Annotated in this window: 23 protein-coding genes and 1 pseudogene; 12 read left to right on the top strand and 12 right to left on the bottom strand. The window is 69.1% G+C overall.

Translation table 11 applies throughout. From position 1 onward, the window contains the following. Positions 1-21 precede the first annotated feature (21 nt). Both IRT45_RS25775 and IRT45_RS25770 read left to right on the top strand, forming a co-directional pair. Positions 22-1,518, top strand: a complete 1,497-nt coding sequence (locus tag IRT45_RS25775; RefSeq protein ID WP_194808454.1) for a hypothetical protein — start codon at positions 22-24, stop codon at positions 1,516-1,518. After that, on the top strand, positions 1,515-2,279 hold the full coding sequence (locus tag IRT45_RS25770; protein ID WP_194808453.1) for an ESX secretion-associated protein EspG: 765 nt from the start codon (positions 1,515-1,517) through the stop codon (positions 2,277-2,279). Before IRT45_RS25775 ends, IRT45_RS25770 begins: the two co-directional genes overlap by 4 nt. Positions 2,280-2,326: 47 nt before the next feature. Here the strand turns inward: IRT45_RS25770 and IRT45_RS25765 are convergent, their stop codons facing one another. Continuing rightward, positions 2,327-2,674, bottom strand: coding sequence for a helix-turn-helix domain-containing protein (locus tag IRT45_RS25765; protein WP_194808452.1), 348 nt, complete (start codon positions 2,672-2,674; stop codon positions 2,327-2,329). A gap of 59 nt (positions 2,675-2,733) precedes the next feature. On the opposite strand from IRT45_RS25765, the gene IRT45_RS25760 reads away from it, so the two are divergent. Continuing rightward, positions 2,734-3,669, top strand: coding sequence for an NAD(P)-binding domain-containing protein (locus IRT45_RS25760; RefSeq protein WP_194808497.1), 936 nt, complete (start codon positions 2,734-2,736; stop codon positions 3,667-3,669). Positions 3,670-3,677: 8 nt separating this feature from the next. Here IRT45_RS25760 and aroQ read toward each other — a convergent pair whose 3' ends face one another. Both aroQ and IRT45_RS25750 read right to left on the bottom strand, forming a co-directional pair. After that, positions 3,678-4,106 carry a type II 3-dehydroquinate dehydratase gene (aroQ, locus tag IRT45_RS25755; protein ID WP_194808451.1) on the bottom strand — a complete coding sequence of 143 codons (429 nt, stop codon included), beginning with the start codon at positions 4,104-4,106 and terminating at the stop codon, positions 3,678-3,680. A gap of 19 nt (positions 4,107-4,125) precedes the next feature. After that, positions 4,126-4,710: a hypothetical protein gene (locus tag IRT45_RS25750; protein WP_194808450.1), complete on the bottom strand. Its 585-nt coding sequence runs from the start codon at positions 4,708-4,710 to the stop codon at positions 4,126-4,128. Positions 4,711-4,978: 268 nt separating this feature from the next. Between IRT45_RS25750 and IRT45_RS25745 the strand changes: the two genes are divergently transcribed. Next, positions 4,979-6,661, top strand: a complete 1,683-nt coding sequence (locus IRT45_RS25745; protein ID WP_194808449.1) for an NTF2-like N-terminal transpeptidase domain-containing protein — start codon at positions 4,979-4,981, stop codon at positions 6,659-6,661. 24 nt (positions 6,662-6,685) lie between these two features. On the opposite strand, the gene IRT45_RS25740 is transcribed toward IRT45_RS25745, so the two are convergent. From IRT45_RS25740 to IRT45_RS25730, 3 genes are read right to left on the bottom strand one after another with little or no spacing between them, the layout of a single operon-like run. Further along, positions 6,686-7,096, bottom strand: a complete 411-nt coding sequence (locus IRT45_RS25740) for a DUF3054 domain-containing protein (protein ID WP_194808448.1) — start codon at positions 7,094-7,096, stop codon at positions 6,686-6,688. 48 nt (positions 7,097-7,144) lie between these two features. After that, a complete protein-coding gene (locus IRT45_RS25735) occupies positions 7,145-8,281 on the bottom strand; it encodes a YbhN family protein (protein ID WP_194808447.1) in 1,137 nt (378 codons plus the stop codon). A gap of 56 nt (positions 8,282-8,337) precedes the next feature. Then, positions 8,338-8,700, bottom strand: coding sequence for a hypothetical protein (locus IRT45_RS25730; protein ID WP_194808446.1), 363 nt, complete (start codon positions 8,698-8,700; stop codon positions 8,338-8,340). On the opposite strand from IRT45_RS25730, the pseudogene IRT45_RS38090 reads away from it, so the two are divergent. After that, positions 8,671-8,853 (top strand): annotated as a pseudogene (locus IRT45_RS38090) (NAD(P)-dependent oxidoreductase); the annotation flags it as partial. The gene IRT45_RS25730 and the pseudogene IRT45_RS38090 sit on opposite strands and share 30 nt — an antisense overlap. Positions 8,854-8,914: 61 nt before the next feature. On the opposite strand, the gene IRT45_RS25725 reads toward IRT45_RS38090, so the two are convergent. After that, complete coding sequence (locus IRT45_RS25725; protein WP_194808496.1) at positions 8,915-10,390, bottom strand: adenylate/guanylate cyclase domain-containing protein; 1,476 nt, start codon at positions 10,388-10,390, stop codon at positions 8,915-8,917. Between the two features lie 244 nt (positions 10,391-10,634). Here IRT45_RS25725 and IRT45_RS25720 point away from each other — a divergent pair, with 244 nt between their 5' ends. From IRT45_RS25720 to IRT45_RS25705, 4 genes are all read left to right on the top strand, one after another. Next, positions 10,635-11,804, top strand: a complete 1,170-nt coding sequence (locus IRT45_RS25720) for an AI-2E family transporter (RefSeq protein WP_194808495.1) — start codon at positions 10,635-10,637, stop codon at positions 11,802-11,804. Continuing rightward, positions 11,788-12,984 carry a MacS family sensor histidine kinase gene (gene macS / locus IRT45_RS25715; RefSeq protein ID WP_194808445.1) on the top strand — a complete coding sequence of 399 codons (1,197 nt, stop codon included), beginning with the start codon at positions 11,788-11,790 and terminating at the stop codon, positions 12,982-12,984. Before IRT45_RS25720 ends, macS begins: the two co-directional genes overlap by 17 nt. Further along, entirely contained in the window at positions 12,981-13,652 is a 672-nt protein-coding gene (locus IRT45_RS25710; protein ID WP_194808444.1) for a response regulator transcription factor, read from the top strand. The genes macS and IRT45_RS25710 overlap by 4 nt, the downstream gene beginning before the upstream one ends. 110 nt (positions 13,653-13,762) lie before the next feature. Next, entirely contained in the window at positions 13,763-14,407 is a 645-nt protein-coding gene (locus IRT45_RS25705) for a DUF1707 domain-containing protein (protein WP_194808494.1), read from the top strand. Positions 14,408-14,423: 16 nt separating this feature from the next. On the opposite strand, the gene IRT45_RS25700 is transcribed toward IRT45_RS25705, so the two are convergent. From IRT45_RS25700 to IRT45_RS25680, 5 genes are all read right to left on the bottom strand, one after another. Further along, entirely contained in the window at positions 14,424-14,813 is a 390-nt protein-coding gene (locus IRT45_RS25700; protein ID WP_194808443.1) for a VOC family protein, read from the bottom strand. A gap of 68 nt (positions 14,814-14,881) precedes the next feature. Beyond that, a complete protein-coding gene (locus tag IRT45_RS25695; protein WP_309241157.1) occupies positions 14,882-19,075 on the bottom strand; it encodes an MMPL family transporter in 4,194 nt (1,397 codons plus the stop codon). After that, complete coding sequence (locus IRT45_RS25690; RefSeq protein ID WP_039781553.1) at positions 19,075-19,830, bottom strand: NYN domain-containing protein; 756 nt, start codon at positions 19,828-19,830, stop codon at positions 19,075-19,077. Before IRT45_RS25690 ends, IRT45_RS25695 begins: the two co-directional genes overlap by 1 nt. Positions 19,831-19,832: 2 nt before the next feature. Next, the gene (trmB, locus tag IRT45_RS25685; RefSeq protein WP_194808442.1) at positions 19,833-20,636 is read right to left on the bottom strand and encodes a tRNA (guanosine(46)-N7)-methyltransferase TrmB; all 804 of its coding nucleotides are present in this window, start codon (positions 20,634-20,636) and stop codon (positions 19,833-19,835) included. Positions 20,637-20,730: 94 nt separating this feature from the next. Beyond that, positions 20,731-22,086, bottom strand: a complete 1,356-nt coding sequence (locus IRT45_RS25680; protein WP_194808441.1) for a lipase family protein — start codon at positions 22,084-22,086, stop codon at positions 20,731-20,733. Positions 22,087-22,486: 400 nt separating this feature from the next. On the opposite strand from IRT45_RS25680, the gene IRT45_RS25675 reads away from it, so the two are divergent. From IRT45_RS25675 to IRT45_RS25665, 3 genes are all read left to right on the top strand, one after another. Beyond that, complete coding sequence (locus tag IRT45_RS25675) at positions 22,487-23,629, top strand: hypothetical protein (RefSeq protein WP_309241156.1); 1,143 nt, start codon at positions 22,487-22,489, stop codon at positions 23,627-23,629. Continuing rightward, positions 23,616-25,226 (top strand): hypothetical protein, encoded by a 1,611-nt coding sequence (locus IRT45_RS25670; RefSeq protein ID WP_309241155.1) that lies wholly within the window; start codon positions 23,616-23,618, stop codon positions 25,224-25,226. Before IRT45_RS25675 ends, IRT45_RS25670 begins: the two co-directional genes overlap by 14 nt. Before the next feature lie 284 nt (positions 25,227-25,510). Further along, a partial coding sequence (locus IRT45_RS25665) for a phosphoenolpyruvate carboxykinase (GTP) (protein ID WP_194808440.1) occupies positions 25,511-26,778 on the top strand: 1,268 nt, incomplete at its 3' end.

Here is a 26,778-nt window from a genome sequence, read left to right as displayed (position 1 = left end):
AGGCATCCAAAGGACGCAACCGTGACTCCCCTACCGGAACCGTCGAGCTATCTGGATCAGGGTAGTGGCGAGTTCCTGCGCCGGCTCGATGCCATGAGCAACAGCTTCTATGCGGGCATGGTGTCGGGTTCGAATACGCAAGCGTGGGATGCCGATCAGCTTGCGTTGCAGCAGCAGATCAATGTTCTGGCCGATCAGCTCGGTGTCGATGTCGATGCGCAGTCCATTACCGGTGGGGACGACTTCGAGCATTTGACGCTGGAGCAGATTCGCGACTTGACCTATCAAATCAAACCCGATGTCGTGCACGCGGTTTCGGAGGCGTGGAGCAGTATCGGATCGGGTATGGCCGACGGTGCGGACACGGCTCGCAAGAAGGTCGTCGAGGATGCGATTGCCAACGGCTGGGAGGGGGCCGCCGGTCAGAAGGCCGCCCAGACGTTCGGGCGTGTTCTCGACTCTGTCGCCGACATCGGCAAGTCGGCGTCCATGGTCGCGATGAAAATCGCCTTCGCCCAGCGTGGTAGCGACGAGACTTTCCGGATGCTGACCCCGTTGTTGCAGGCGATGGCGCCCAGCGGTACCGGGCCGATTCTGCCTCCCGGGTCACCGACGTTGGGGCCGGCGGCCGCGCCGACGGGACCGCAACTTCCGATCCTCGCGGAGCAGCAAGATAAGGACTCCCAGAAAGAGGAAGCACGGCAAGCGGCTCTGCAGGTGCTGCGGAATGTGTACTCACCCGGCATTCGTGGTGGGGATCAGGCGGTGCCGGTGCTGCCCACGGTCAATCCGGCGGCCGCTCCGGGCGGCCCGGTCGGTCCGACAGGCCCGGGGCCGGTTTCGCCGGGGCCGGGTCCATCGAATTCCGGTGGCGGCGATCAGAGTCCGAGGCCCGGCGAGGTGAATCCGAGCTCCGATCCGAACACCGGGACCGATGGGAGCCAATCCCTGGGAACACAGCCGAGTTCCACAACTCCCAGTAGCGGGCAGAACCCCTCCAGCGCAACAGGTTCGAGCGTGCCGAACGCCGCCTCCACCACTGCCGCCGGATTCGATCCGAGCGGTGGGCTGGGCGGGGGAACTTCCGGCTCCGGACTGGGCGGCGGTCTTCACGGTTCCGGATCGGGTGGTGGCTCCCACGGTTCCGGACTGGGCGGCCTGTCCGGCTCGGGCGGTGGTACTGCGCGTCCAGGGCTCGGATCCTCGATACCCGGTGGCCCCGTCGCACCACCGGCGGCCGCCTCCTTGGGGGGAATGCGTGCGCCGGGGCAGGCGGGCGCCGCCGGTACGCCGGGCATGTCACCCGGCGCGGGCGGCAAGGGCAAGTCCGAGGAGGACAAGGACCGACAATCCCCGGAGTATCTGCGCGGACAGCACCTCGAGGAATGGATCGAGGACGGGCGGAGGGTATTGCCCGCCTACGGTGCCATCGGGGATGACTTGTCGCAGCAGCAACCACCCGCAGCCCGATCGGCGAATCCACCCGATCGCGGCCGAGCGCCGGGAGAATATCGGTGATCCACTGGCAGTTGACCAGTGCGCAGTACGAGGCGGCTTTGTTCGCGATGGAGCGCGACCGCCTGCCGTACCCGACCTGGAATGCCCTGCGTGCCATCGATGAAGCGGATCTGATTCGCCGGCGCCGCGAAGCCATCGACAGCCTGCGCCCACGCGTGGACGACGATTTCGCCCGCCTCATCGGCACCCTCACCGAACCGCAGGTCCGGTTGCATGTCCACGGCCGCCTCGGCGCCGACCCCGACAACCCCGATACGCAACTGCGCGGCTACGCCGGTTTCGGACCGTCCAGCGCTGCGGTCGCCATCCAGGATCCCGATCCGGAACCTGTTGCGAGCGGCGATGTTTCGGTCACCCTGTGCACCCATGTCCAAGCCCTGGGCCTGCTCGCGCGCATGCTTCCCGAACTTCCGCCGGGCCGCCACGAACTGGGTGGCCTGAAGTCCGAACTCGACCTCGAGCCCGAGTCCCTCGGCTGGCAACCCCGGCCCACGCTCCGGGAACGCACGAACACATTCCTGGCCCGCCCGCGCAGCGGCTGGGGCGAAGTCCTCTGCTATCCAGGAAGATTCCTCGACAATCGCACCGACGGCGTCCAGGGCTTCGTATGGATGGACTTCCCGGGTGACGGCCGCTACTACGTCCACCAGGACCCAGCCGGCTACACCATCCAGCCCATGAACCACGACGGGTTCGTCAACCACGCCCGCGTCCTCGCGCGCCGAGTCCGAGAACTCGGTACACGACCCGCACATGCTTGAGAACCTGCGCCGAAATCACGGCACGGTCCCCACGAGCTGACCCGCTCTCACGCCGACGCGGTGGCGAACAGTCCGTCGCGGCGCCGTTCACCCCACTGTTCGAGCGGGCGCAGGGCCGCGGCCAATTCGACGCCCGCGGGAGTGAGCGAATATTCCACTCGCGGCGGGATTTCGGGGAACACCTCGCGGCGGACCACGCCGTGGGATTCCAGGTGGCGGAGATTCTCGGTGAGCACCTTCTCGCTCACCCCGGGCAGCAGGGCACGGATGCGGCCGAAGCGCTGAGGGCCCTCGCCCAGCACCCACATCAGGTGGAGTTTCCACTTGCCGCCGACCACGTCGATGGCCACCGACATCCCGCATACCGAGTGTTCTGTGTCACAGTCGTCCGCCATCTCGCCCTCCTGAGCTTTTTCCGAACCTCGAGGTAAGCAACCGCACGTCGACGTGCGTTATTGCCCGGGACGCGAATCCCGGTGACGATCGAATCCGGCGCCGATCGGAAGAACTTCGAAACAGCAAGGAGTACACCATGTCCGAACGTTCCTCCGTCACGGTGATCGGGCTGGGCCCGATGGGCCGGGCGATCGTGCGCGCACTGCTGGCCGCGGGCACCGAGGTGACGGTCTGGAATCGCAGCGCCGACAAGGCCGAGGCGATGGCGGAACTGGGCGCCCGTCGCGCCGAGTCGGTGGCCGACGCACTGGACCGCAACCAGGTGATCGTGCTGAGTCTGACCCACTACGCCGCCATGTACGACGTCCTGGGGCGGGCTCCGGAACGGTTGCGGGAGAAGGTGATCGTGAACCTGTCCTCCGATTCCCCGGAGCGCACCCGCGCGGGCGCCGAATGGGTGCGCTCGCACGGGGCGCGGTTCCTGTCCGGCGGGTTCATGTCGGCCGGCGACGACATCACCCATCCGGCGTCCTACATCTTCTACAGCGGTCCGCGCGAGGTCTTCGACGCCCATGTCGACCTGCTGCGCCCGCTCAGCGCACCGGAGTACCTCGGCGCCGACGACGGGCTGGCGCAGCTGTTCTACCAGGCCCTGCTCACGCTGTTCCATCCCTGGCTGATCGGCTACAACCAGGCCCTGGCCGTGATCGAGCGCGCCGGCCACGACGTCGACCGCTTCCTGCCGTTCGCGCAGCGTTCCGCCGAGGCGTTCCCCTTCTTCATGGCCGAATACGCCGCCGCCGCCAAGTCCGGCGGCTGGGGTGACGAGGCCGCCGCCCGCATGATGGTGGCGGGCGCGGCCCACGTCGTCGAGACCAGCGAGGAGGTGGGGGTGGACGCCACGCTCTCGCACACCGTGCGCGAGCTGTGGGAGAAGGTGGCCGCTGCCGGGGCCGGAGTGCCGATGTACCGGCTACTGCGCGACGGAGTCTGAGCGAAAGCTCAACGGGTACAGAGGAATTCGATCGCCGCCGCGTATCCCCGGATCCCCATTCCGGCGATCACCGCGGTGGCGATCGGCGAGATGTAGGAGTGGTGCCGGAATTCCTCGCGCGCGTGCACATTCGAGATGTGCACCTCCACGATCGGCACCTCGGGAATCACCAGGGCGTCGCGCAGGGCGACCGAGGTGTGGGTCAGCCCGCCGGGATTGATCACGATCCCGGCTTCCACCCCGCGGGCCGCATGGATCCGATCGATCAGCGCGCCTTCGGAATTGGACTGATAGGTGGTGATCTCGCGATCGAAGCGGGCAGCGGTCTCCCGGCACAGCTCGACCACGTCGTCGAGGGTGTCCGAGCCGTAGACGTCGGGCTGGCGGGTGCCGAGCATATTCAGATTCGGGCCGTTGAGCACGAGAATCGGTGCCATGACCGGTACCCTAGCCCGGTCACAGGCCGCGCGGCCCCTCGGCTCGCAGGTCGTCCACCTTGCGCATCGCCGTCCGCAGTTCCGCCAACCACTCCTCGGCGTGCTTACCGGCCAATTTCACCGTCCACGCGAGTGCGTCGGCGCGGGAGCGGGCGACCCCGGCGTCGACGAGCGTGTCGAGCACCTTGCGTTCGGGCTGGCGCAGTCGCGTCATCACCGGAACCGAGAGATGCGTGAACAGGGTGCGTTCCCCGTTGACCGATACGCCCCACGCCACATTGCGGCCGTAGCGCGCCTGGGCCTCCTGGGCGATCTGCATGCGGGCCGGTCGCGTCGATTCGCGGAAGCGTGCGATCAGTCCGTCCACCGTCGCGGGTGACGGTTCGGAGCCGGCTGCTTCGTCGTCGCCGGATTCGGGGGCCGGCAGCGCCAGTTCGCCGATCACCACGATCTCGTCGCGGTCGATCTCGATGGTCGCCGGACCGCTGAACCACTCGCTCGGCAACCTTCCGGCGAACCAGTCCGGAGCGTCGGCGGCGTCGGGAAGATCCGCCTGTTGCCAGCCGCCCGGCCGGCCGAATCCCCGTCCGTGTCCGTGTCTCATGATGTTTCCTCACTGCGGGAGTTTCTTGTAACTGTGATTACAAGATTACGCCGCAAGAGCGCTCTCGGGTTTCGCTGTCGGAGGAAACGGGAATGGTCCGAACACGTCCGCGGATTTCGCCGACCGGCTGCAACGGAGTTCGGGGATCGGGCACTATTGTGGTCGCTGAGCATGGAAGATGCGGTCGGTGCCTAGGTGGGACCGCGGGCAACTCCTTCGGGTACCGTTGGTCTTGTTGCTGGAGTGACAAGAGTGAAGAGTGGGCGACATGGATGTGTGGGGATCCCGCCGCTTTCGCGTTCGGGGCGCAGTGGCACTGGCCGCAATTGCTGCCGTAGCGATCGTGATGGGGTCGTGCGATTTTCACAGCACGCCGAGCGGACCCGAAGGGGTCGTCGAGCATTTCACCCAGCTAATGGATGATCGCGATGCCGCGGGCGCCGCCGCGCTGACCTCGTACCCCTCCGGTGCCGAGAGCACCCTGAAGTCCATGTTCGACGGACTTCAGCCCGGTAAGCCCGATTACAAGCTGGTTCAGTTCATCAGCCTCGACGGCGATTCGGCGATGTTCAACCTCAAAGCGGCCTGGAATTTCGGCCCGGGTAAGGACTGGAGTTACGACCTGCAGGGCAATATCCGCAAGCTGGCTATCGGCTGGCGGATTTCCTGGGACCCCACCGTCGTCATGCCGCAACTGGACTACAAGCGCTCGGTGAAACTGGTTCGCACCGAGGCGACGCCGCCGCCCAAGGTCAACGACAACGACGGCCAGCCGCTGCTGACCCAGCAGACCATCAACGTCATCAAGGTGGACCCCACCAAGACCGGCGATCCGGTCGGCACCACCAACGCCCTCGCCGATGCCATCTCGCCGGTCGCGCCGCTGATCACCGGCGCCTCGCTGATGCAGCAGCTGGCGGGCTCGCAGGGTAAGCCGATCACCGCGGTGAGCCTGCGCGAGGACGATTTCGCGATTCTCGAGCCGCGGATGGCCTCGATTCCCGGCGTGGTGATGGAGAAGCAGCCGAAGCTGATCGTCGCCGACCGGCGGGTGTGGTCGCCGATGACCGAGGCGCTGCAGAAGGTGTGGCAGGAGAACCGGGATCAGCACGCCGGCTGGGGTGTGCAGCTGTTCGAGCCCGACGGCAAGATGGTCACCCAGCTCGCCGGATATCAGGGGCCGCCCGGACCGGACATCGCCTCCACGATGGACCAGAAACTGCAGCGCGCGGCTGAGGACGCCGTGGTGAGTGTGGGTACCGCCGCATCGATCGTGGCGATTCAGCCCTCCACCGGAGCGGTGGTCGCGGCCGCCCAGAACAACTACGCCAGCGCTCAGGGCGCGCCCGCCTTCACCGCGACCTATCCGGTGGGCGGTGCGATGGACCTGTTCAAGGCGGTCGCCTCGATCCAGAAGAAGAAGGCGCCGCAGGACGTTTCGGTGCAGGATGCGGCCGAGGCGGCGGCCATGCTGGGCGTCGGTATCGGATTCAAGGTTCCCGGACTGGACGAGACCACGGGCCGGCTGCCGATCGGCGGTCGCGGCGTCGAGCAGGTCAAACAGGGCGCCAACGATCCGATTCTGGCGAGCCCGTTCGGAATGGCCATCGCCGCCGCCACGATCGCGCGCGGATCGGTCGCGCCGCCGATGATCGAGATCGGCCGGCCCGGCACCACCGAGGCCAAGCTGGAACCGCTGCCCGGCGATGTGGTCGACAAACTGCGCGGCATGCTGCGCGACGCGACCGGGAGTCCGCAGGAGGTGACGGTCGCCCGCTACGCCGGGGTCACGGCCTTCACGGCGAACGCCGGTTCGGACGGGTGGTTGCTCGCCAATGCCGGTGACCTGGCCTTCGCCATCCACATCGATGATGTCGACAGCGGTGACGCCACCTCCCGGATGGCCGCGCGCATGCTGCAGTCGCTGGCCACGCCGGACGACAAGAAGTAGTCGTCGCGAAGCGGTCGGCGCGGGTCAGTTCACGGATGCGCCGGTGACCCGAATGCGCCGGGCGGCGACGGCCCATACCGCGCGCCAACCCAGCAGGAAGACCGCGAGGACCGTCGCCGCGACGATGACGAAGCTGACCGCGGTGCCCTGACCGCTGATCACGCGCAGCACCATGCCGCCGATCAGCGTCGACAACCACACCGCCACACCGGTCGGCCAGACCGCCGATCCGTCGAACTGCGCGAGCGCGGCGGACAGTCGCCCGCGGCCGGCAATCGTCAGGGCAATCAGCCAGCCGATCAGCAGACCGGCGCCGAACGGCCAGACCGTGCGCAGCAGACCCGCCGCCACCGCCTCGTCGTGGCTGCGCCGGCCGATCGCGCAGAACACGATCACCAGCACGACATCGATCAGCAGCGGCAGCCATTTCCTCACGGTCGCCAGGGTAGTGACAGCGGTGTGGCAGCCGGAGTCCGGGACCGCTCAGGCCTGCGGCTCGTCGTCGGGTCGTTGGTCGCCGCCGTCGGGACGGCGGGGTTCGGCGAGCAGGGCCGAGCGCTGTTCGAATTCCTCCTCGAACTGCGCATCACCGAGCTGCGGATTGCGGAAGCGGAAGGCGAAGACGATCCAGCCGACGATCGCGACGAGGATGAAACTCACCATGCGGTAGACGAAGGCGGCGGCCACCGCCTGCGCGGCCGGCAGTCCCGCGGCGGCGGTGAGGCTGTAGATCAGGGTGGCGTCGACGTAGACGATGCCACCAGGGGCGAACGGAATCGTGCCGACCGCTTTCCCCACGCTGAACGCGATCAGCAGGCCCGCCCAGCGGGGATCGGCGCCGACCGCGTAGCAGGCCGCGCCGAGGCAGGCCACATCGCCGAGCCGATGCACGACCGCCCAGAACGCGACCCACGCGACGTCGCGCCGGTTCAGGTCCACCGATTCCAGCTGCCGCAGCACCTCGTCGACGTGCGCCAGACCGGAATCGGCCGGATGGCGCCGGATCCGGTTGACCAGCCGCACCCCGCGCCGCACCAGCGCCTGCAGCGCACCGGGATTACCGGAAACGTATTTGCCCGCCCACACCAGCAGCGCCACCGCGCCCAGCATGAGGGCCAGCTTCCCCGGGCCGACGCGATTGCCGACCAGCAGCGCGCCGCCGACGCCGAGCAGCAGCATTCCGCTCGTGGCGACCACACCCGACATCAGCAACTGCCAGGACGCGACGATCGGACTCGCACCCCAGCGGCGGGTCTGGCGATAGGTGAAGGCGGTGGAGAACACCTGTCCGGCGGGCAGCGACACCGACATCGCGGTGGCCCCGTAGACGACCGAGACCGAGGCCCGTTGCGACACGTCGACTCCGCCCGCGCGCAGCAGGCGTTTCTGAATGCGGCCGAATCCGCTCATCGACAAGGCCTGCATCCAGATGCACAGCGCGACCCAGCCCCAGTGGATCTCGGTGAGGTTGCGCCAGGAGTCGTGCAGGCGCGGCCACAGGTATACGCCCTCGGCGATCAGCAACGCCGACAGGGCAACGCCGAGGACCCATTTCAACCAGCGGAACCTGCGCCGCGCGGGCCGCGCCGGTTCGCCGCCGGGTTCAGCGTGGGCCGTCACAACGCCCAGCCTAGTGGGGTCGGGGCCCAAGGCGGCAGCGGACGCGTGGTCCCGGGTCAACCGGCCGTGACGGCGCGGGTCGGGGTGTCCGGCGGCTGCACGCGCGCGGCGCCGATGCGGTCGATCCGCGCACGGCCCCACGCGCCGAACAGACCGCCGTGGCTGTGCTGGGCCTCGGGCCGATGGGCCGGGCCGTCGCCACCGTCCTGACCGAGAGCGGCATGGCGGTGCCGCCGATGATCGGCGGATCCGGTGCGTCGATCCTCTACAGCGGTTCCGCCGCCGTCTTCGAGCGATCCCGGTCCGACCTCGAAAAGCTCGCCACCGCAGAGTATTTCGGGGCCGATGCCGGTACCGCCGCACTGTTCGATTTCGCGCTGCTGGCCGGGATGTACGCCATGTTCACCGGCTTCTTCCACGGCACGGCGATGGTTCGCTCGGCGGGGGTCACCGCCACCGAGTTCGCGCCGCGCGCCGTGGCCTACGTCACCGCGATGGCGGCGTTGGTCCCGGCCTACGCCGCGGTGATCGACAGCGGCGACTACACCGACGAGGCACAGCGGGCGCGTTTCCACAAGCCCGCCTTCGACGCGATCGTGCGCGCCAGCCGCGATGCCGGGGTGGCGCTCGATATCAGCCCAGGGCCTTCGGCCACGCGAGCCTGGTCTTGCGGCGGCGACCGCGCAACTGCACCTCGTCGCCGGAGATCCACTGCTTCTGTTCGTCGTCGTCGGCGAAGTACAGGGCGCTGCCCGAGGCCAGGACGCGACCCGGATGTTCCTTCGCCAATTCGGTGAGCCGCGAGGCCTCGTTCACCGGATCGCCGATCACCGTGTACTCGAAGCGATTCGCGGCGCCGATATTGCCGGCGACGGCGAGGCCGGCCGAGACCCCGATGCCGATATCGAGGCCCTGCACCTCACGCAGCGCCTCGCGCAGATCACGGGCCGCGGCCAGCGCGGCGGTCGGCGCGTCCGGACGGTCCAGGGGCGCACCGAAGATCGCCAGCGCCGCGTCGCCGACGAACTTGTTGATCAGGCCGTTGTGCCGGTCGACCACGTCGACCACCACCCGGAAGAATTCGTTGAGCAGGCTGACCACCTCGGTGGGCGGATGCTCGGCGGCGGTGGCGGTGGAGCCGACCATATCGACGAACAGCACGGCCACGAACCGGGTTTCACCACCCAGTTCCGTGCCGTACTCCAGCGCTCGGCGGGCCACTTCCTCGCCGACGTGCTGGCCGAACAGTTCCTGCAGTTCGCGGCGCTGCGCGGCCTCTTCCATCATGCGGTTGAAACCGACCTGCAGCAGGCCGATCTCACTGCCGTCGAAGACCTCGACCTGCACATCGCGTGCACCGGCCTGGACCCGGTTGATCGCCCGGGAGAGCTGACGCACCGGGTCGGAGATGCTCGACCCGGTGAGCATCGACAGCGCCAGCGCCTGCATGATCACCACGCCGCACAGCAGCAGGATCGAGATGGCCAGCGACTGCGCCGAGAAATGCACCTGCGAGGTGATCTGGGTGACGCACAGCAGCACGATCGCGATGGTCGGCGCGAACGTACCCATACCCCACGTCATCGCCATGCGCGTGCCGACACCGGGGGTGAGGGTGTGATCGAAGGTGCCGGTGGTCAGCGCGTGCGCGGCGACCGGCCGCAGAATCCGCTCACCCAGCATGTAGGTGAAACCGAACACGATGGTGGCGGCCATACATTCGGTGACGATCACCGCACCCGCGAGCTCGGGCGTTTCCACGATGATCCGCGCGGCCAGCACCGCACCGCCCACCAGCCACAACAGCAGATGCAGGATGGACTGCCGCAGCGGCGCGTGCAGGGCCGCCATCTGTTCCTGGCGGCTGGGCGGCCCGCCGCGCATCTGCCAGCGCATCACCGGACGCAGCATCAGCGCCGAGGCGGTGACGCTCAGGAATCCGCCGATCGCGAAGACCAGCGCCGGAAGCAGCAGACCGGCGCGCCGCAATCCGTTCGGCGTGCCCTCGGGCGCGGGCAGCCCGTACTGGATGAACGCGTAGACCAGGACCGCACCGAAGGCATTGGCCGCCAGCATGGATGCGAGGTACAGCGGCCAGCGCGTTCGCATGGTCTGTTTGACCGCTTCCAGAGGCGCTGACACGTTGACCAATCTAGCGGGGCGCGGCGTAGGTCACCGGATTCGGGCGGAGCGGACACGTGCCGGTTGCGTTCCCGGCCGATAGGCTCGCGGCGTGAGTGGGGACAGCAAGACCTCCGGGAATCCGGCCGAGCCTGCCCCGGCGGGCGTCGCAACGGCGGCCTCGGGCCGTAGCGCATCCGGTCGCGGGCGCGAACGCACCGCCGCCGACTCGGTGCATCCACTGGTGCGCCAGGGCGCCGAATGGTGCTGGCGACTGTTGATCATCCTGGTGGCGGTGCTGGCGGTCGCCTATCTGGCGCACAAGCTGACCACGGTCGTCATTCCGGTCGCGATCGCCCTGCTCGCGGCGGCGCTGCTCTCGCCGCTGGTGGATCTGCTGCAACGCCTCGGAATCCCGCGCGGCATCGGTGTATTCGTGGCCCTGGTCGGATCGCTGGGCCTGCTGGCGGGGATCTTCACCTTCGTCATCGAGCAGTTCATCACCGGTGTGCCGCAGCTGACCGACGAATTCAAGACCAGCATTCACACCGTGCAGGACTGGCTGATCAACGGGCCGCTGCATCTGAGCAACGATCAGATCCGCAACGGCGGCAATACGATCATCAAAACGCTGGAGGCCAATCAGGATTCGCTGACCAGCGGCGCCCTGACCACCGCCGCCGCGGTCGGCGAATTCCTCACCGGCGCCTTCCTGACGCTGTTCATCCTGATCTTCTTCCTCTACGGCGGCGACCAGATCTGGAATTTCGTGACCCGGATCGTGCCGACCCCGCAACGCGAGCGGGTGCGCACCGCCGGGCGACTCGGCTTCGGCACGTTGATCGGATTCGTGCGCGCCACCGTCGTGGTGGCGGCCGTCGACGCCATCGGCATCGGCGCCGGGTTGGCGATTCTGAGTGTGCCGCTGGCTCTTCCGCTGGCATCGCTGGTGTTCATCGGCGCGTTCATTCCGATCGTCGGCTCCCTGCTCGCGGGTTTCATCGCGGTCTTCCTGGCCTTGATGACGAAAGGTTTCGTCACCGCGCTGATCGTGCTCGGCATCACGGTGGCGGTGATGCAGCTGGAAGGCCATGTGCTGCAACCCTTGTTGCTGGGTCGCGCGGTGCGCATCCATCCGCTGGCGGTGGTGCTGGCGATCACCGCCGGCGTGGTGCTGGCCGGTATCGCGGGCGGTCTGCTGGCGGTGCCGTTCGTCGCGGTGATGAATACCGCGATCCGCTCGCTGCTGGTCGGCAGCCCGGAAGAGCTGTATCAGGAACTCAATACCGGCGAACCGGGGGAGCCGATGTTCCACGCCGATCCCGACCGGCCCGAGCCGGATCGGTACCGCCGGACCGAATCGCGGTCCGATGCGGGCGGCGGTGATGCGGACGAAGGCTGAGTCCGCGGGCGCCGCGCCGCCCGCCGACTCGACCGCGCCCGGACCGACGGCCGCGACCGCGCCGCTGTGGCGGGCGGCGCAGGTGTTTCGCCTGGTCACGATGCTCTATGCGGTGGGCCAGCAGTTCGCCTCGGTGTCGTCGTACCAGCGGCAGCCGCTGAGCTGGGTGCTTATCGGCATTCTGGTGCTCTGGTCGGTCGTCTCGGCGCTGTGGCTCTCGCGCTGGTCGGTCACCGGATGGGAGCGCCGCGCGGTGGTGATCGGCGATCTGGCGGTCGCCGTCGGGTTGATGGCGGCGACCCGGCTGGTCGCCGATTACCCCTGGTACCACGGGCATCAGACCGTGCCGACCACGCTGTGGATGGCCAATGCGGTGATGTCGGCGGCGATCGAATGGGGTGCGCTCGGTGGTGTGCTCGCCGGGCTGGCGATCTCGGTGGTGAGCATCGTGGTGCGCGAACAGTGGGAACTGGACCTGTGGTCGGATGCGACCGCGCCGGTGCTGGTTTCGGTCGGTCTGGCCATCGGGCTGGCGGCGGCGACGGCGCGGCGCGCGCAGGGCCAACTCGAACACGCGATGCGGTTGACCGCCGCCACCGCCGAACGCGAACGGCTCGCCCGCGAAGTACACGACGGGGTCCTGCAGGTCCTCGCCTATATCAGTCGCCGAGGTGGCGAAATAGGCGGCAGCACAGCCGAATTGGCCGACCGGGCGCGCGAGCAGGAAGTCGCGCTCCGCGTGCTGCTCTCCGAACAGGGCCGAAACGGTTCGACTCTCGGCGCCCGCGAAGATCTGCGCTCCCTGTTGTCCGGGTTCGCCGCGCCGTCGATCTCCGTCTCCGCGCCCGGAGAGCCGGTGACGATCGGCGGATGGACCGCTCGCGAGATCGCCGCCGCCGTCGGCGCCGCACTGTCCAATACCGCGCTGCACGCCGGTGCCGAAGCGAAAGCCTATGTGCTGCTGGAGGATATGGGTGACGCGGTGGTGGTCAGCGTGCGCGACGACGGGCCGGGGATCGCGGACGGCCGGCTGCCGGCCGCGGTCGCCGAAGGACGGATGGGCGTCTCGCATTCCATCGTCGGGCGGATCGAAGCATTGGGCGGCACCGCGGAACTACTCGACACCACCGACGGCACCGAATGGGAATTCCGGATTCCACGCGACGGGGAGCAGCGATGAGCGCAGCGGAAGACGCGGCAGCACAGGATGTTTCGGTGATGGTGGTCGACGACCACCCGATGTGGCGCGACGGTGTGTCCCGCGATCTCACCGAGGCCGGTTTCCGGGTGGCGGCGACGGCGGACGGTGTCGGCGCGGCGGGGCGGCGGGCCGCCGCGGTCGGTCCGGACGTCGTGCTGATGGATATGCAACTACCCGACGGCAGCGGCGCCCAGGCCACCGCCGAGGTGCTGCGCGTCTCGCCGCGCAGCCGGGTGCTGGTGCTCTCGGCCTCGGACGAACGCGGGGACGTGCTGGAGGCCATCAAGGCCGGGGCCACCGGCTATCTGGTCAAGAGCGCGTCGGCGGCCGAGCTGATCGAGGCGGTGCGTGCGACGGCCGCGGGCCAGGCCGTGTTCACGCCCGGCCTGGCCGGTGTGGTGCTCGGCGAATTCCGTCGCATCGCCGGGGCGGGAGCCGGCGCGAGCGCCGAGCGCCCGGTGCTCACCGAACGGGAGACCGAGGTGTTGCGGCTGGTGGCCAAGGGCCTGTCGGCGAAACAGATCGCCACCAGGCTGAGCGTCAGTCACCGCACGGTCGAGAACCACGTGCAGGCGACGCTGCGCAAACTGCAGCTCGGCAATCGGGTCGAACTCACCCGATACGCCATCGAACAGGGCCTCGAATAGGGGCCGGATCAGGGATTGCCCTGATGTGCTCCGGCCGCGGCGTCGGTAGCCTCGTGGACATGGGTGGTGAGACCGTTTCCGCCCCGGGGTCCGCGGGAACCGGGGGAGCCGTGGGCGACCGTGACCTGCGGGTATCGGATACCGAACGCGAACATGTCGGAACCCTGCTGCAGCGCGCGGTCGGCCTGGGCATGCTGTCGCTGGGCGAGTTCAGCGAGCGCATGGATACCGCGCTGGCGGCCAAGACGCGCGGCGAACTCAACGCCGTCCTGATCGACCTACCCGGCATTCGCCTTGCGGGACAACCGAATCCCGCCCAGCCGACCGCCTCGGCCGGACCCGCTCCGACATGGCGGTGGGGTGCCCCCGGCGGAGGCACGGAGGCCGAAACCGCGATTCGGCCGCGGCTGTCCGGCGTCACCCGCAAGGGACCGTGGCAGGTGCCACCGTCGCTGTACGTCAACAGCTATCTCTCCGGCGTCACCCTGGATTTCACCCAGGCCGTGATGTCGACCCAGGTGGTCGAGATCCGGGTCGACGATTTCTGCAGCTCGCTCACCATGATCCTGCCCGGTGAGGCGACCGTCGACCTCAACGGCGTGGAGCTGATCGGCTCCAGCGCCAACAACAAGGTGCGGACCGGCCCGCCGATCGGACCGCTGCACATCATCGTGCACGGACGCAGCCGGTTCAGCTCGATCACCGCGAAACATCCGTTCGGCGTGCAGTGGAAGAAGCTGATGTCGGGATTCTGATCCCTACTCGAACTCCCTACTCGACGACCTCGCCGAGTCCGATCATGTTGCCCTCGCTGTCGCGAAACCACGCACCCCGTTCCGCGCGTCCCTTGCTGGGGTAGTTCCCGTCGATCTCCATGATCCCGCCGACCGTGCCCGGATACTCCTCGAACACCACGCCGCGCTCCCGCAGGGCGGCCACGGTGGCCTCGATATCGTCTACGTAGAACGCCAGTTGGGTGAAGGAACCGTCGGCGGCTCCGGCCGACGCGAACAGGCAGAAGACCCCTGACGCCCCCTCGTAGCGCAGCCCGCCCGGCCGTTCCTCCACGGGGTTCAGCCCGAGTTTCTCGGCGTACCAACGCCGTGCTCGTTCCAGATCCTGTGTGGGGACACGTGCCTCGATCCGCGCGGAATTCAGCATGAGGGCATGGTAGGGCCGCGAGCCTCGGACGCGGGCCGGTACGAGGACCTCCGGCCCGTGCGAGGCGATCAGTCGCGGTTCTGGCGGCGCAGCAGTTCGTTGACGCTCACCGTGCGGCCGCTGGTGCGGTGCTTACCCTCGTCGTCGGGATCGGCCGGTTCCGGCTCGGGGCGACGGCGGGACGAGCGGAGGTCCGCCATCCACTGTTCGATGTTGTTGCGGTTGTCCCCGCCGGGCCCTGCGGGTTGGTCGGCCGGGTTTCCGGTGGCCTCGGATTCGGCTGCGGGGGTGGGATTCTCACGCTCCGGCGCCGTCGACGCTCCGGTTTCCCCGGCGTCGGACGTGGTCTGCTGCGGACCGGGCGGCATCGCCGAGCCGAGGTCTCCCCGGGGTCCCGGAGCCGGAGCGTTGTGGCCGCCGGCCGGTGGCCGGTTACCCGGATTCGCGGGTTGGTGCAGCTCCTGGGTCGCCTCCGCGTCCCTCGGCTCCCGAGGCATGTCGGGAGGCACATTGCCGGGCCCGGATTCCGTTGTCCGCGTGGGTGAACGGCGCATGCCGTCGGGCGGGATCCGCCGCGGCGGCTGCACGGCGGGAGGGCGTCCTTCGGGAGCGACGCGCTGCGACCGGTCGGGACCCTGCTGGGGGCGTCCGGCCGGTTCGGACCATCCGGCGCCGTGCCCGGTCGGCGCGGACGCACCAGGGGTGCCCTGCGGCGGGTTCGCGGGGTGTCCGGGGCCGTCGGGCGGTCCGCTGTGGCCGGGCCGTCCGGCATCCGGTGTCTGCCCGGGTCCCTGGGCGGGCGGCTGTCCCGGGTGGTACGGCGGGGCGTCCGGACGATAGAGCTGAGCGCGGACCGACGGATGCGGTGGCACCTTCGACGGTTTCGGTGGCAGGACCCGCGGCGTGGTGCCGACCGGGGCGGTCGGCGGCACCGAATCGGTGGCATCGGGGGCGGTATCCGGGGCGGGCACCGTCCGGGGCGGCATACCGGGGCGGACGACCTGCGGCGGCCGCACCACGCCACGGTTCGGTGCGGTATCCGAACCGGGCAGCGATACCGACGGCGGCACCGAAGGCGCTTGCGGCGCAGGGGGTTCCGGGGTGCGCGCCGGCGGCTGTCCGGAGTTCGGCGCGGCGCGACCCGGTAACGGGGCCGCTCCGAGCACGCCGGACGTGCCGCCGACATCGGCCGAGCGGGCCGGTTCGGACGTTCCCGCGGCACGGCCCGCCTCGTCCGCGGCGGAGGGACCGGCGCCGATGACGCCGGATTCGCCGATCACTCCGGAACCACCGATGACACCGGAACCACCGGATGCGCGTGGCGGCTGCGGGCGGGCGGTCGGGGGCAGCACGCGGGAGGAGCGGATGCCCGGCGTTTGCGGCGGGGTTGACGAGCGACCGCCCTCCGGACCCGCCGGCGTGTGTGCCGCGGTGGCGTCGGCGGAGCTCGAGGCGGCAGGCGGTGCCTGATTCGCGGCGTCGTCAGCGTGGTCGGCGGGCGAGGCATTGCCCGAATCGGCCGACGGCGCATCTGCGCCGGAGTCCGAGCGGCGGAAGCCGAAACGCTTGCGCTTCGGGGACTTCTCGGCCTTGCCCGACTTTTCGGCCTTCCCCGGCTGCTCGGTCTTGCCTGGCTGCTCGGTCTTGCCCGGCTGCTCCGATGCGGACGAGTCGGACTTCTGGGCCCCGGCGTCCGAGGAAGCAACGGATTCCGTTGCTCGCGGTTGCGCCGGCTCGCCGGTCCGCATCGTGGGCGCCCCACTCCGCGACGCCGACGGCTCGGAGCCTTCGGCCCGCGACGGTTCCGAACTGTCGGCGCGAGCCCGGTCGGTCCCCGTGGCTCGTGACCGCGCGGGGCTCTCGGCGCGCGGCGGCGTCGGGCTCTTGGCACGGGTCGCGCGCACAGAGGTGCCGGCCGCGGCCGGATCGATGCGATCCAACTGCTCGGTCGGCGCCTCCGGATCGACCCGCAGGAACTTCAACCGCCGCGGCTTGCGCGGCCCCTTCGGCGTCCCGTCGGGCAGCTGCGGCAGCTGCATGGTCACGGGATCGGTCACCGGTGTGGTCTTGACCAGGTCGACGACCTCGCCGGTGCCGGGACGCTCGTCGTCGAGAATGGGTTCGCCCAGGCCGATGCGCTGCTGAATGCGCTTCATCCAGGCCGGGGCCCACCAGCAGTCGTCGCCCAGCAGTTTCATGGTCGCGGGAACGAGCAGCATGCGCAGCACGGTGGCGTCGATGAACAGCGCGGCCATCATGCCGTAGGCGATGTACTGCATCATCACCAGATCGGAGAAGGCGAACGCACCGACGACCACGAGCAGGATCAGTGCCGCCGCGGTGATGATGCGACCGGTCTGCGCGGTTCCGCTGCGCACCGACTCGGTGGTGCTCGCGCCCTGGGCGCGCGTTTCCACCATGCGGGAGAGCAGGAAGACCTCGTAGTCGGTAGACAGGCCGTAGATCACCGCCATGATCAGCACCAGCACCGGCGACATGATCGGCTGCGGCGTGAAATTGAGCAGTCCGGCGCCGTGGCCGTCGACGAAGATCCAGGTCAGGATGCCGAGTGTGGACCCGAGGCCCAAGGCGCTCATCAACGCCGCCTTGATCGGCAGCACCAGCGATCCGAAGGTCAAAAACATCAGCAGCGTCGTCACGAAGACGACCAGCACGATCATCAGCGGCATGCGATCCAGCAGCGAGTCGATGCTGTCCTGCATCAGAACCGGCTGCCCGCCGACCATCAGATCGACATCGTCGGGGACATGGATCGAGCGCAGGTAGGCGATCGTGTCCTCGACATCGGCGTCCGGCGCCATGGTCGCCTCGGACACCCAGACGTCGGAGCCGTTCGGCGGGATGCCCGGGGTGCCGAACGGATCGGTGAGCCCGGGGGCGCCGCTGGCCTCGTCGAGAATGGCCTTGATCTCACTGGTGTTCTGGGTGGTGATGACCAGCTGGATCGGGTCGGTCTGGCGCAGCGGGAAGATCTCGTCGAACTTCTCCTGGGCCATGCGGGTCGGATTGTCCGGCGGCAGATAGGTTTCGCTGATGCCGCCGAACTTCAGGTTCTTCACCGGAATGATCAGCAGCAGCAGGATGATGCACAGCGGCACCGCCACCTTCAGCGGATGCTTCATCACCCACTGCGTGGTGCGGCCCCAGAAACCGTTCTCGACCTCTTCGGCGGTCTTGGTCTTGCGGAACCGCTTGAACCCCAGTGCGTCCACACGCGGCCCGAGGATCGACAGCAGCGCCGGCAGGATGGTGAGCGAGGCCAGCGCGGCCAGCAGCACGGTCGCGATGGTGCCGTAGGCCACCGATTTCAGGAAGCCCTGCGGGAACAGCAGCATGCCGGCGCTGGCGGCGATGATCATGGTCGCCGAGAAGGTGACCGTGCGTCCGGCGGTCATCACCGATCGGCGCACGGCCTGGCGGGTGGTGTAGCCCTCGGCCAGTTCCTCGCGGAACCGGCTGACTATGAAGAGTCCGTAGTCGATCGCCAGACCCAGGCCGATCATCGACACCACGGCCCCGACGAACGAGTTCACCTCGGTGACATGGGTGATCGCCATGACGATGCCGTTGGCGCCGAGGACGGTGAGCCCGCCGATGATCAGCGGCAGGGCCGCGGCGACGATACCGCCGAAGATGAAGAACAGCAGGACCGCGACGGCCGGGATGGCCAGCATCTCCATGCGCTTCTGGTCCGAGGCGATGGTGTCGTTCAGCGTGCCGGCGACCGGTTGCATGCCCGCGAGCTGGACGTCGACGCCCGGAATATAGAAGGCGTCCTTGACCGCGCGATAGTTGTTCATCGTGGTCGTGTCGTCGTCGCCCTTGATGGCGACCGACGCGAACGCGTACTTCTTGTCCTTGCTACCGGTGGCCGAGGCGCTCCAATCGCCGGTCTCGGTCTTCCAGTACGCGACGTTGACCTTGTTGATCTGGTCCGGATGTTCGCGCGGCAGGCTGTTGAGATTGTCGGTGATCTTGCGCCCGAACTCCGGATCGTCGATGGTCTTACCGTCGGGCGCGGTGTAGAGGACGATCACATCGGACATGTGATCGCGGCCGTAGACCTCGTCCTTGAGCACCGCGGCCTGGGAGGACTCCGCTCCGGGGTCGAACCAGCCGCTGGAGCTCAGGTGGTTTTCCAGACCGAATCCGTACGCCCCCAGGGCGAGAAGTGCGGCCACCGCTACACCCAGCACGGTGTAGCGGAACTTGTGGACCAGCTCGCCCCAGCGGGTGAACACTAAGCGACTCCTTGAGCGGGGCGGGAGGTGAGCAGTGCGGACAGCGGCCGGAAGGGCTGCAGCCAGGCTCCCTCGTCGGGCAGCGAGTCGAGGCTGACCCGGGGCAGCGGTTCACGGAACACGCCCGGGATGTCCTCGAGGTCGACGAAATCGAGGATATCGGACGTGACAGCCCAACTCGCGTGCTCGCGGAATCCGAGCACCTGGACCGGAACCCCGGTCGCCGCGACCTCCTCGAGCGGTTCGCGGAAGGCCTGTCCGTCCGCGGAAGCCACCATGATCCCCGCGAGACCGGCTCCGCCACGGCGTAACTGGATATGTGCCAGCATGTCGCTGTCGACGTCGGAATCCTCGTCGATCTTCGGTTTCGCGAAGACCGCGTAGCCGACGTTGCGCAGCGCCTCGACCCACGGACGCACCACATCGGCGGTCCCGGGGGCGATATTGGTGAAGACCGTGGCCTCGGGTTCGATGCGCTGGGTGCTGCCGGCCGACAGCTCGGCGGTGCGGGCCAGCAGCCAGCGGCCGAGTGCGTCGAAGCGCGGCCGGTACGCCGCGGTGGGACGGCCGCCGAGGATGGCGCCCAGGCCCATATCCAGATTCGGCGCGTCCCACACCAGCAGCACCCGTCGCACCCCGGCGGGTTCGGCGACCGGCGTCGCGGGGGTCGCGGCACCGGCGACGACGTCCGATTCGTCGCCGCGCACTGTTCCGGCAACCTCGTCGGCCGCCTGGGCCATCTCCCTGAGACTCATATCTAGATCTTCCCCCAAATGAACTCGGTGATGGCGCTTCCCGCTCGATGCGCCTTGCTCTCGAACTTCGTCACCGGGCGTTCGAGGCCGATCACCGTATCGGTCCCGGGGTGTTCCGCATCGCCGCCGGTGGCCTCGTTCAGGCCTACGAGCTGCGGTTCTCCCGCGCCCACCTCGGCGATGTGTTCGGCGTAGCCGGCGTGGTCGGTGGCTACGTGCAGAATTCCGCCGCGCTGCAGGCGGCTGGCGATCAGGGTCATGGTCGCGGGCTGCAGCAGTCGGCGCTTGTGGTGGCGCGCCTTCGGCCAGGGGTCCGGGAAGAAAACCCGCACACCTGCTAGCGAATCCTTGGCAATCATATGTTCGAGGACGTCGACGGCATCGCCGCGCAGCAGCCGGATGTTCTCGATGCCCTCCCGTTCGATCCGCTGCACGAGCTGGGCGAGGCCGGGTTTGTACACCTCGATGCCGATCAGATCGAACTGCGGCTCGGCCTGGGCCATCGCCGCGGTCGCGGTCCCCGTGCCGCAGCCGATCTCGATGATCAGCGGGGCGGTCCGGCCGAACCAGGCGGCGGCGTCGAGCGGTTCGTCGCTCACCTCGCGGCCGATGCGCGGCCACATCCGCTCCCAGGATTGCTGCTGGGTCGCGGTCAGCGCGCCACGACGCGAGCGGAAGCTCGTTACCCGCGGGTAGAGGCGGGAAGGCTCACGCTCGGGGGAAGGGCCTTCGTGGTTACGCAAGCTGCCGCCTCCGGCCCCGTCGCTACCAGCGGTGTCGTTTGCGGCGTCGTTCACGGCGTCCATTGTCCAGTATTCGATGATCAGGGCCGCAATCGACCGCGTCGAGGAGGGAAATCCCGGGTCAGGCCGTGTCGGGCGAGGGGCGAGGAGCCCGGCGTCAGGCGGCGAGCGGCTGCTCGTCGGGTAGTCGCGGTTCGCTCTGCTTGCCCAGCGGCAGGCCGAGGATCATCCGGCCCGCGGTACCGGCGAGCTCCAACAGTCCGCGCCAGCGCGACGGGGACCCCACGACCGACCAGACGGTCCGTGTGTCTGTGTCGGCGTCGGTGATCGGGAGGCCGGCGATGCGGTCGGCCAGCCAGTCCAGAGTCAGCGGCGTGGCCAGCGGTAATAGCGTGAAGTGGTCGCTCAACCGGTCGCGCAGGTAGCCGACGGCGGCGCCGCCCGCGCGATAGCGCTCGACCTGCGCATCGATGCACGACACGTCGATGATGCGATCGTGCAGCGGCTGGATCACCAGGATCGGACAGTGCGGGGTGTGCTGTCCGAGGCGCATATCGTCGAACATGTCGCACATCGCGGGGGTGCTCAGCACCTCCTCCAGCGGCCGATCGAGGTATTTGCTCACGTCTTGGCCGGCCAGCCGGGCCAGCGCCACGATCGGCGGCAGCTGGGCGGCGCGCTCGAGCAGCCGTTCCCCGGCGGTGCTGATGCGGCCGTCGAGAACCTCGCCCAGCGCCGGATACACCTGGCGCAGCGCCGAGATCACGATCGCGGGGAAGCCGGCGTAGCGGCCGCCGTTCAGCCGGATGAACACCTCACCCGGGTCACCGACCGGCGCGCCGAGCACCGCTCCCGCGACGGTCAGTTCGGGTGCGTACGTGGGAGCCATCTCGACCAGCCACGATCCGGCCATCCCGCCCCCGGAGTAGCCCCACACCACAACCGGTGTGTCGGTACCCAGCCCCAGCGGGCGGAAGTGCATCGCGGCGCGAATGCCGTCGAGGGAGCGGTAGCCGGGTTCGCGGGGCGCGCCGAAACGGCCGTCCGGTCCCTCGTGATCGGCGATGCTCACCGCCCAGCCGCGCCGCAGCGCGTTGGCGACGAGCAGCAGTTCGAGCTGGGTGATCGAGCCCGGGACGAGGGCGCCGCGGCGCAGGGCATAGGAGGGGGCACATCGCTCGCTGACGGCGTCGATCGCCGATTCGAAGGCCAGCAGGGGACGGCGTTCGCCCGGTTCGGCATCGGCGGGCAACAACACGGTGGTCACCGCGACCTCCGCACGACCGTGCAGGTCGTTGCTGCGATACAGCAGTTGCCATGCCGTCACGCGCTGCGGAATCAGGCCCAGCAGTGCGATCTGCACGGGCCGGCTGCGCAGGACGGTTCCGGGTGCGTGCGTTGCCGTGTCGGCGGGTGCGCGATAGAAGGGGTCCTGCGACGGCGGCAGCGGCCGGTCGTTCTTCGTCGCGACGGCGGTGCCGTCGTCACCGATGACGTCTACACTGACGCTCATCGCAACCTCCTTCGGATCCACGGGACCGGCGCACAGGCGCGCGGCCGACCGGGGTCCACACCGCCGAGGCCGCGCACCGGCGGTGTGCCGGCGGCTTCAGCGTAGGTGATCCGATCCGTGACCCGTTAGTCCGCCACTGTCGAATTATGCTGTGACACAAGCACAACCACCGTTTTGCCGGAAACATTCCCAATTCCGCCGCCAGTACCGCTCACCGGTGGCGTCGGTCGAGTCGTACGCCATCGTCGCCGGTCACGGGCTCGGGCAAGCCGTTTCGTGTGATCGATAACACATCCTCGTGCGGCGCGACGACGATCGGACGTGCCGGTGAATCCGCAGTCGATGCCGACAACCGGCGCGTCTTCTGACAGAATTTGCCGCTGGAAGGGGGGTATCACCCGTGTCGAGAGCCACTGCAACCAGCGCTTCGCCGGGCTTCGTGAACGACCACGGCGGGCCCACACCGGAACTCGAGCAACTCATCGCCACGGTGCGGATCGGCGCCGGGTCCGCACCGGGAATCGCCGATCAGCTGGCGAGTGCGGCCGTGGCCTTCCGGCGGCCGCTGCGGATTCAGGTCACCGGCCGGGCCGGCGCCGGGAAATCGACGCTGTTGCGGGCGCTGGCCCTGATGTCGGCCGAGGAGACCGCGCCGGTGGATCAGCCGGGCGTGCCCGATCCGGTGCTCGACGCCGATCTCGTCGTCTATGTGCTCGCGGGCTCGCTGCAGCCCGCCGATCGCCGCGTTCTCGAATCCTTGCGGCCCGACACCACGATGGTCGTGCTCAACAAGGCCGATGCCGTGGGCTCGCGCTGGGGCGATGCGGTGGTGGCCGCCGATCAGGCGGCGCACGGGCTGGGTGTGCCGGTCGCCCCGATGGTGGCCGAACTCGCGGTCCGAACGCGTGCGGGCACACCGAGCGACGACGATCTGCGCACGCTGCGCCGCCACGCGGCCGGTGGTGGCGCCGAGCTCACGCTGTCCCCGGACCTGTTCGTCGACCGATCGGCCGGGCCCGATGTGGCCGATCGCCGGGCGCTGCTGGAGCGCTGGGGCCTGCACGGGGTCAGCTGCGCGCTGGTGGCACTGCGCTACGAACCGGAGTTGGGACCGCAGCAGTTGCTGCAGTTGTTGCATGCCGTGAGCGGGATCGATCCGGTGCACGCGCGCCTGCATCAGCGCTACGAGCAGATCGCGGCTCTGCGCGGCGGCGATCTGCTCGACGATCTGGCTCGCATCGCCGCCCGCGCGATTCCGCAGGGTGACGGCGGGCGCGCCCGCGACCTGATCGAGGATTATCTGGCCGGTGACGAGGCGCTGTGGACCGCGCTGCAGGCCGGTCTGGCCCGCCCGGAGGTCCGCCATCTCGCGGCCGGATATCCGTCCGCGACGCCGGCGGACGCCGACGACGCGCTGATTCGTGCCCAGCGCTGGCGCGCGGTGGCCGCCAGCGATATGCCGGCCGCCGCCCGCCGCGCCGCGATCCGGTTGCACAACGGATATATGCGGATCTGGGAGCGGATGAGCAGTGCCGGACTGTGAGGTACCCGGTGCGTCGGCCGAGCTGAACGGGCGGCGGGCGGGCGGTACCGCCGGCGTGGACCCCGAGGTGCTGGCCGTCGTCGAGCGGTGGAATCCGCAGGGCAGCGCGCTGCTGCGCACGGTTGCGGCCGAACCGGGCCCGAATTCCGCCGCACCGCACGGATCTACGGCCGAACATGTTGTGGCACAGCCGGTTCCGGTGACCATCATCGGGCCGGACGATGCCAACACCACGCTGTTGCGCACGGAGCTGTCCCGCTTCGAACCGCGCGTGGCACTCACCGATCCGGTCACCGACCCGGCAACCCTGCTCGCCGCCACCGATTTCGGTCCCGGCAGCGGTCCGGCGGTGGCGCTGGTGCTGGTGGATCCGGGCGCCGCCGTCGGCGCCGCACTGCTCGACCCGGTGACGCGCCTGCAGGCGGTGGGAACTCGAATCCTGTTCGCCATGAACGGAGTTCACGCTCATCCCGACTGGCGTTCGGTCCTGGATCGCGATACCGCCATGCTGGCCCGGGCACTCGGCGCCGAGCCCGAGATCCTTCCGGTCTCGGCGCGGCTGGCCGTCGCGGGCCGGGCCAACGGCGACGCCGCGCTGCTGGACCGCTCCGGCCTGGCCGCGCTGCACGCGCAGCTCAGCGCCGCGGTCGGGGTCTCGGGCGGGCCCGGCCAACTGGCCGGCGTCACCGCCCGGGTGCTCGCCGACACCCGCGCCCGGGTGCTGGGCCAGATGGAAGCGCTGCGCTCGGGCAGCACGGTCGCCGCCCTGCGCGCCGAACGCACCGCCGCGCTGGCCGGTCGCGACGGTGGCCGCGCCCAGGCGCTGGCCGCCCTGCGTAATCGGCTGCAGCTGGCCCGGGTCGATCTGACGCACGAGGTGGGCGCCCGCGTCCGCACCGTCAATGCCACCGCCCGTGCCGATCTGGATCGCCTCGACCGCCGCTCGGTGCGCGGCTATCCCGAGCTGCTGCAGGCGGCGGTGAATCAGGCCACCGCCGAACTCGACGCCGTGGTCCGCCACCGTCTGATCGAATTGGCCCGCCAGATCGAGGCCGTGGCCGGCTCGGAACCGCAGCCCGCGCTCGCCTCGCCGGCGGCTCCGCCGACCGATCCCGCACCCCGGGTCGGCCCCGATCCGGAGCGCCGCCATCGCGGTGTCGAGGATCGGCTGATGATCGCGCTGGGCGCATCGGCGGGTTTCGGCCTCGGCCGGTTGATCGTTGCGCCGTTGTCGCTGGTGCCGGCGTTGGACTATGCGACCGTGCCGGTCACCCTGGCGCTCGGCGCGGGCGTCGCGTGGTGGGTGGTGCAGGCGCGGGGACATCTGGCCGATCGGGCACATCTGCGGCAATGGGTGACCGATGTGCTGGTCAACGTGAAGGCCCAGCTCGAGCAGCGGGTGGCGACAGCGCTGGTGGAGGCGGAGTCCGAGCTGACCGAACAGGTGGTGCGCACGAGCACCGCGCGCATGGTGGAGGCCGATCGCCGGGTCGCGGAGCTGGAGGCGCAACTGCGCCGCACCGCCGCCGAACAGCCCGCTCGAGTGGCCGCCTGCGAACGCGATCTGGCGATTCTGGAGGCCGCGGTCGCCGGGTGATTCCGCCCGATCGCGGTTTGCTCACCCCTCACAGCCGGCGTGCCGCCGAGGTGGGAAGGTTTCGGCCGGGTCCCGAGTGAGCAACCCCATTCCGTACCGACCGTCACATCGCGTTAACCTCTTTACTTAAGGAATCCGGGTGTCCGTCTCGTTCTCGTACGCCGCCCAGCCGGGGCGCGCTGTTCGGCGAGCCGGGCGGATGTCCACAGCCAACGGCGGCCTTCCTGGTGTTGAAAGCTGTTTCGGCAGTTTTCCGGCCCGCCGCACATCTCAGGAGAGTTTTCATGACCTCAGCGACCATTCCTGGTCTTCACGGATCCGATGGCACCGCGCCGACCACGCATGCCGGACTGCTCGCCTGGGTGCAGGAGGTCGCAGAGCTCACCCAGCCGGAGCGGGTCGTGTGGGCCGACGGTTCCGATGAGGAATGGAACCGGCTGACCGACCAACTGGTCGAGGCCGGCACCTTCCAGAAGCTCAACGAGCTCAAGAAGCCGAATTCCTTCCTCGCGCTGTCGGACCCCTCCGACGTCGCCCGCGTCGAGTCGCGCACCTTCATCTGTTCGCGCACCGAGGCCGACGCCGGCCCGACCAACAACTGGGTCGACCCGAACGAGATGCGTGCCACCATGACCGAGCTGTACCGCGGCAGCATGAAGGGCCGCACCATGTACGTGGTGCCGTTCTGCATGGGCCCGCTGGGCGCCGCGGATCCGAAGCTCGGCGTCGAGCTCACCGATTCCGAATACGTCGTGGTGTCGATGCGCGTGATGACCCGCATGGGCAAGGCCGCGCTGGAGAAGCTGGGCACCGATCGCCCGTTCGTGAAGGCGCTGCATTCGGTGGGCGCGCCGCTGGCCGAGGGTCAGGCCGATGTCCCCTGGCCGTGCAACGACACCAAGTACATCACCCACTTCCCCGAGGATCGCGAGATCTGGTCCTACGGTTCGGGCTACGGCGGTAACGCGCTGCTGGGCAAGAAGTGCTACTCGCTGCGCATCGCCTCGGCGATGGCGCACGACGAGGGCTGGCTGGCCGAGCACATGCTGATCCTCAAACTCATCTCCCCGGAGAACAAGAACTACTACGTCGCCGCCGCGTTCCCGAGCGCCTGCGGTAAGACGAACCTGGCGATGCTGCAGCCGACCGTTCCGGGCTGGCGCGCGGAGACGCTGGGTGACGACATCGCGTGGATGCGCTTCGGTGAGGACGGCCGCCTGTACGCGGTGAACCCGGAGTTCGGCTTCTTCGGCGTCGCCCCCGGCACCAACCGCAAGTCGAATCCGAATGCGATGTCCACGCTCGAGGCCGGTAACACCGTCTACACCAACGTCGCCCTGACCGACGACCGCGACGTCTGGTGGGAGGGACTCGAGGGCGAGCCCGACCACCTGATCGACTGGAAGGGTAACGACTGGTACCTGCGCGAGACCGAAACTCTTGCCGCGCATCCGAACTCGCGCTACTGCACGCCGATGTCGCAGTGCCCGACGCTCGCCCCGGAATGGGACGACCCGCAGGGCGTGCCGATCTCGGCGATCCTGTTCGGCGG

This window comes from Nocardia sp. BSTN01 (genome assembly GCF_015354405.1).
Lineage (GTDB): Bacteria > Actinomycetota > Actinomycetes > Mycobacteriales > Mycobacteriaceae > Nocardia.
This window is presented reverse-complemented; position numbering and strand designations above follow the sequence as displayed.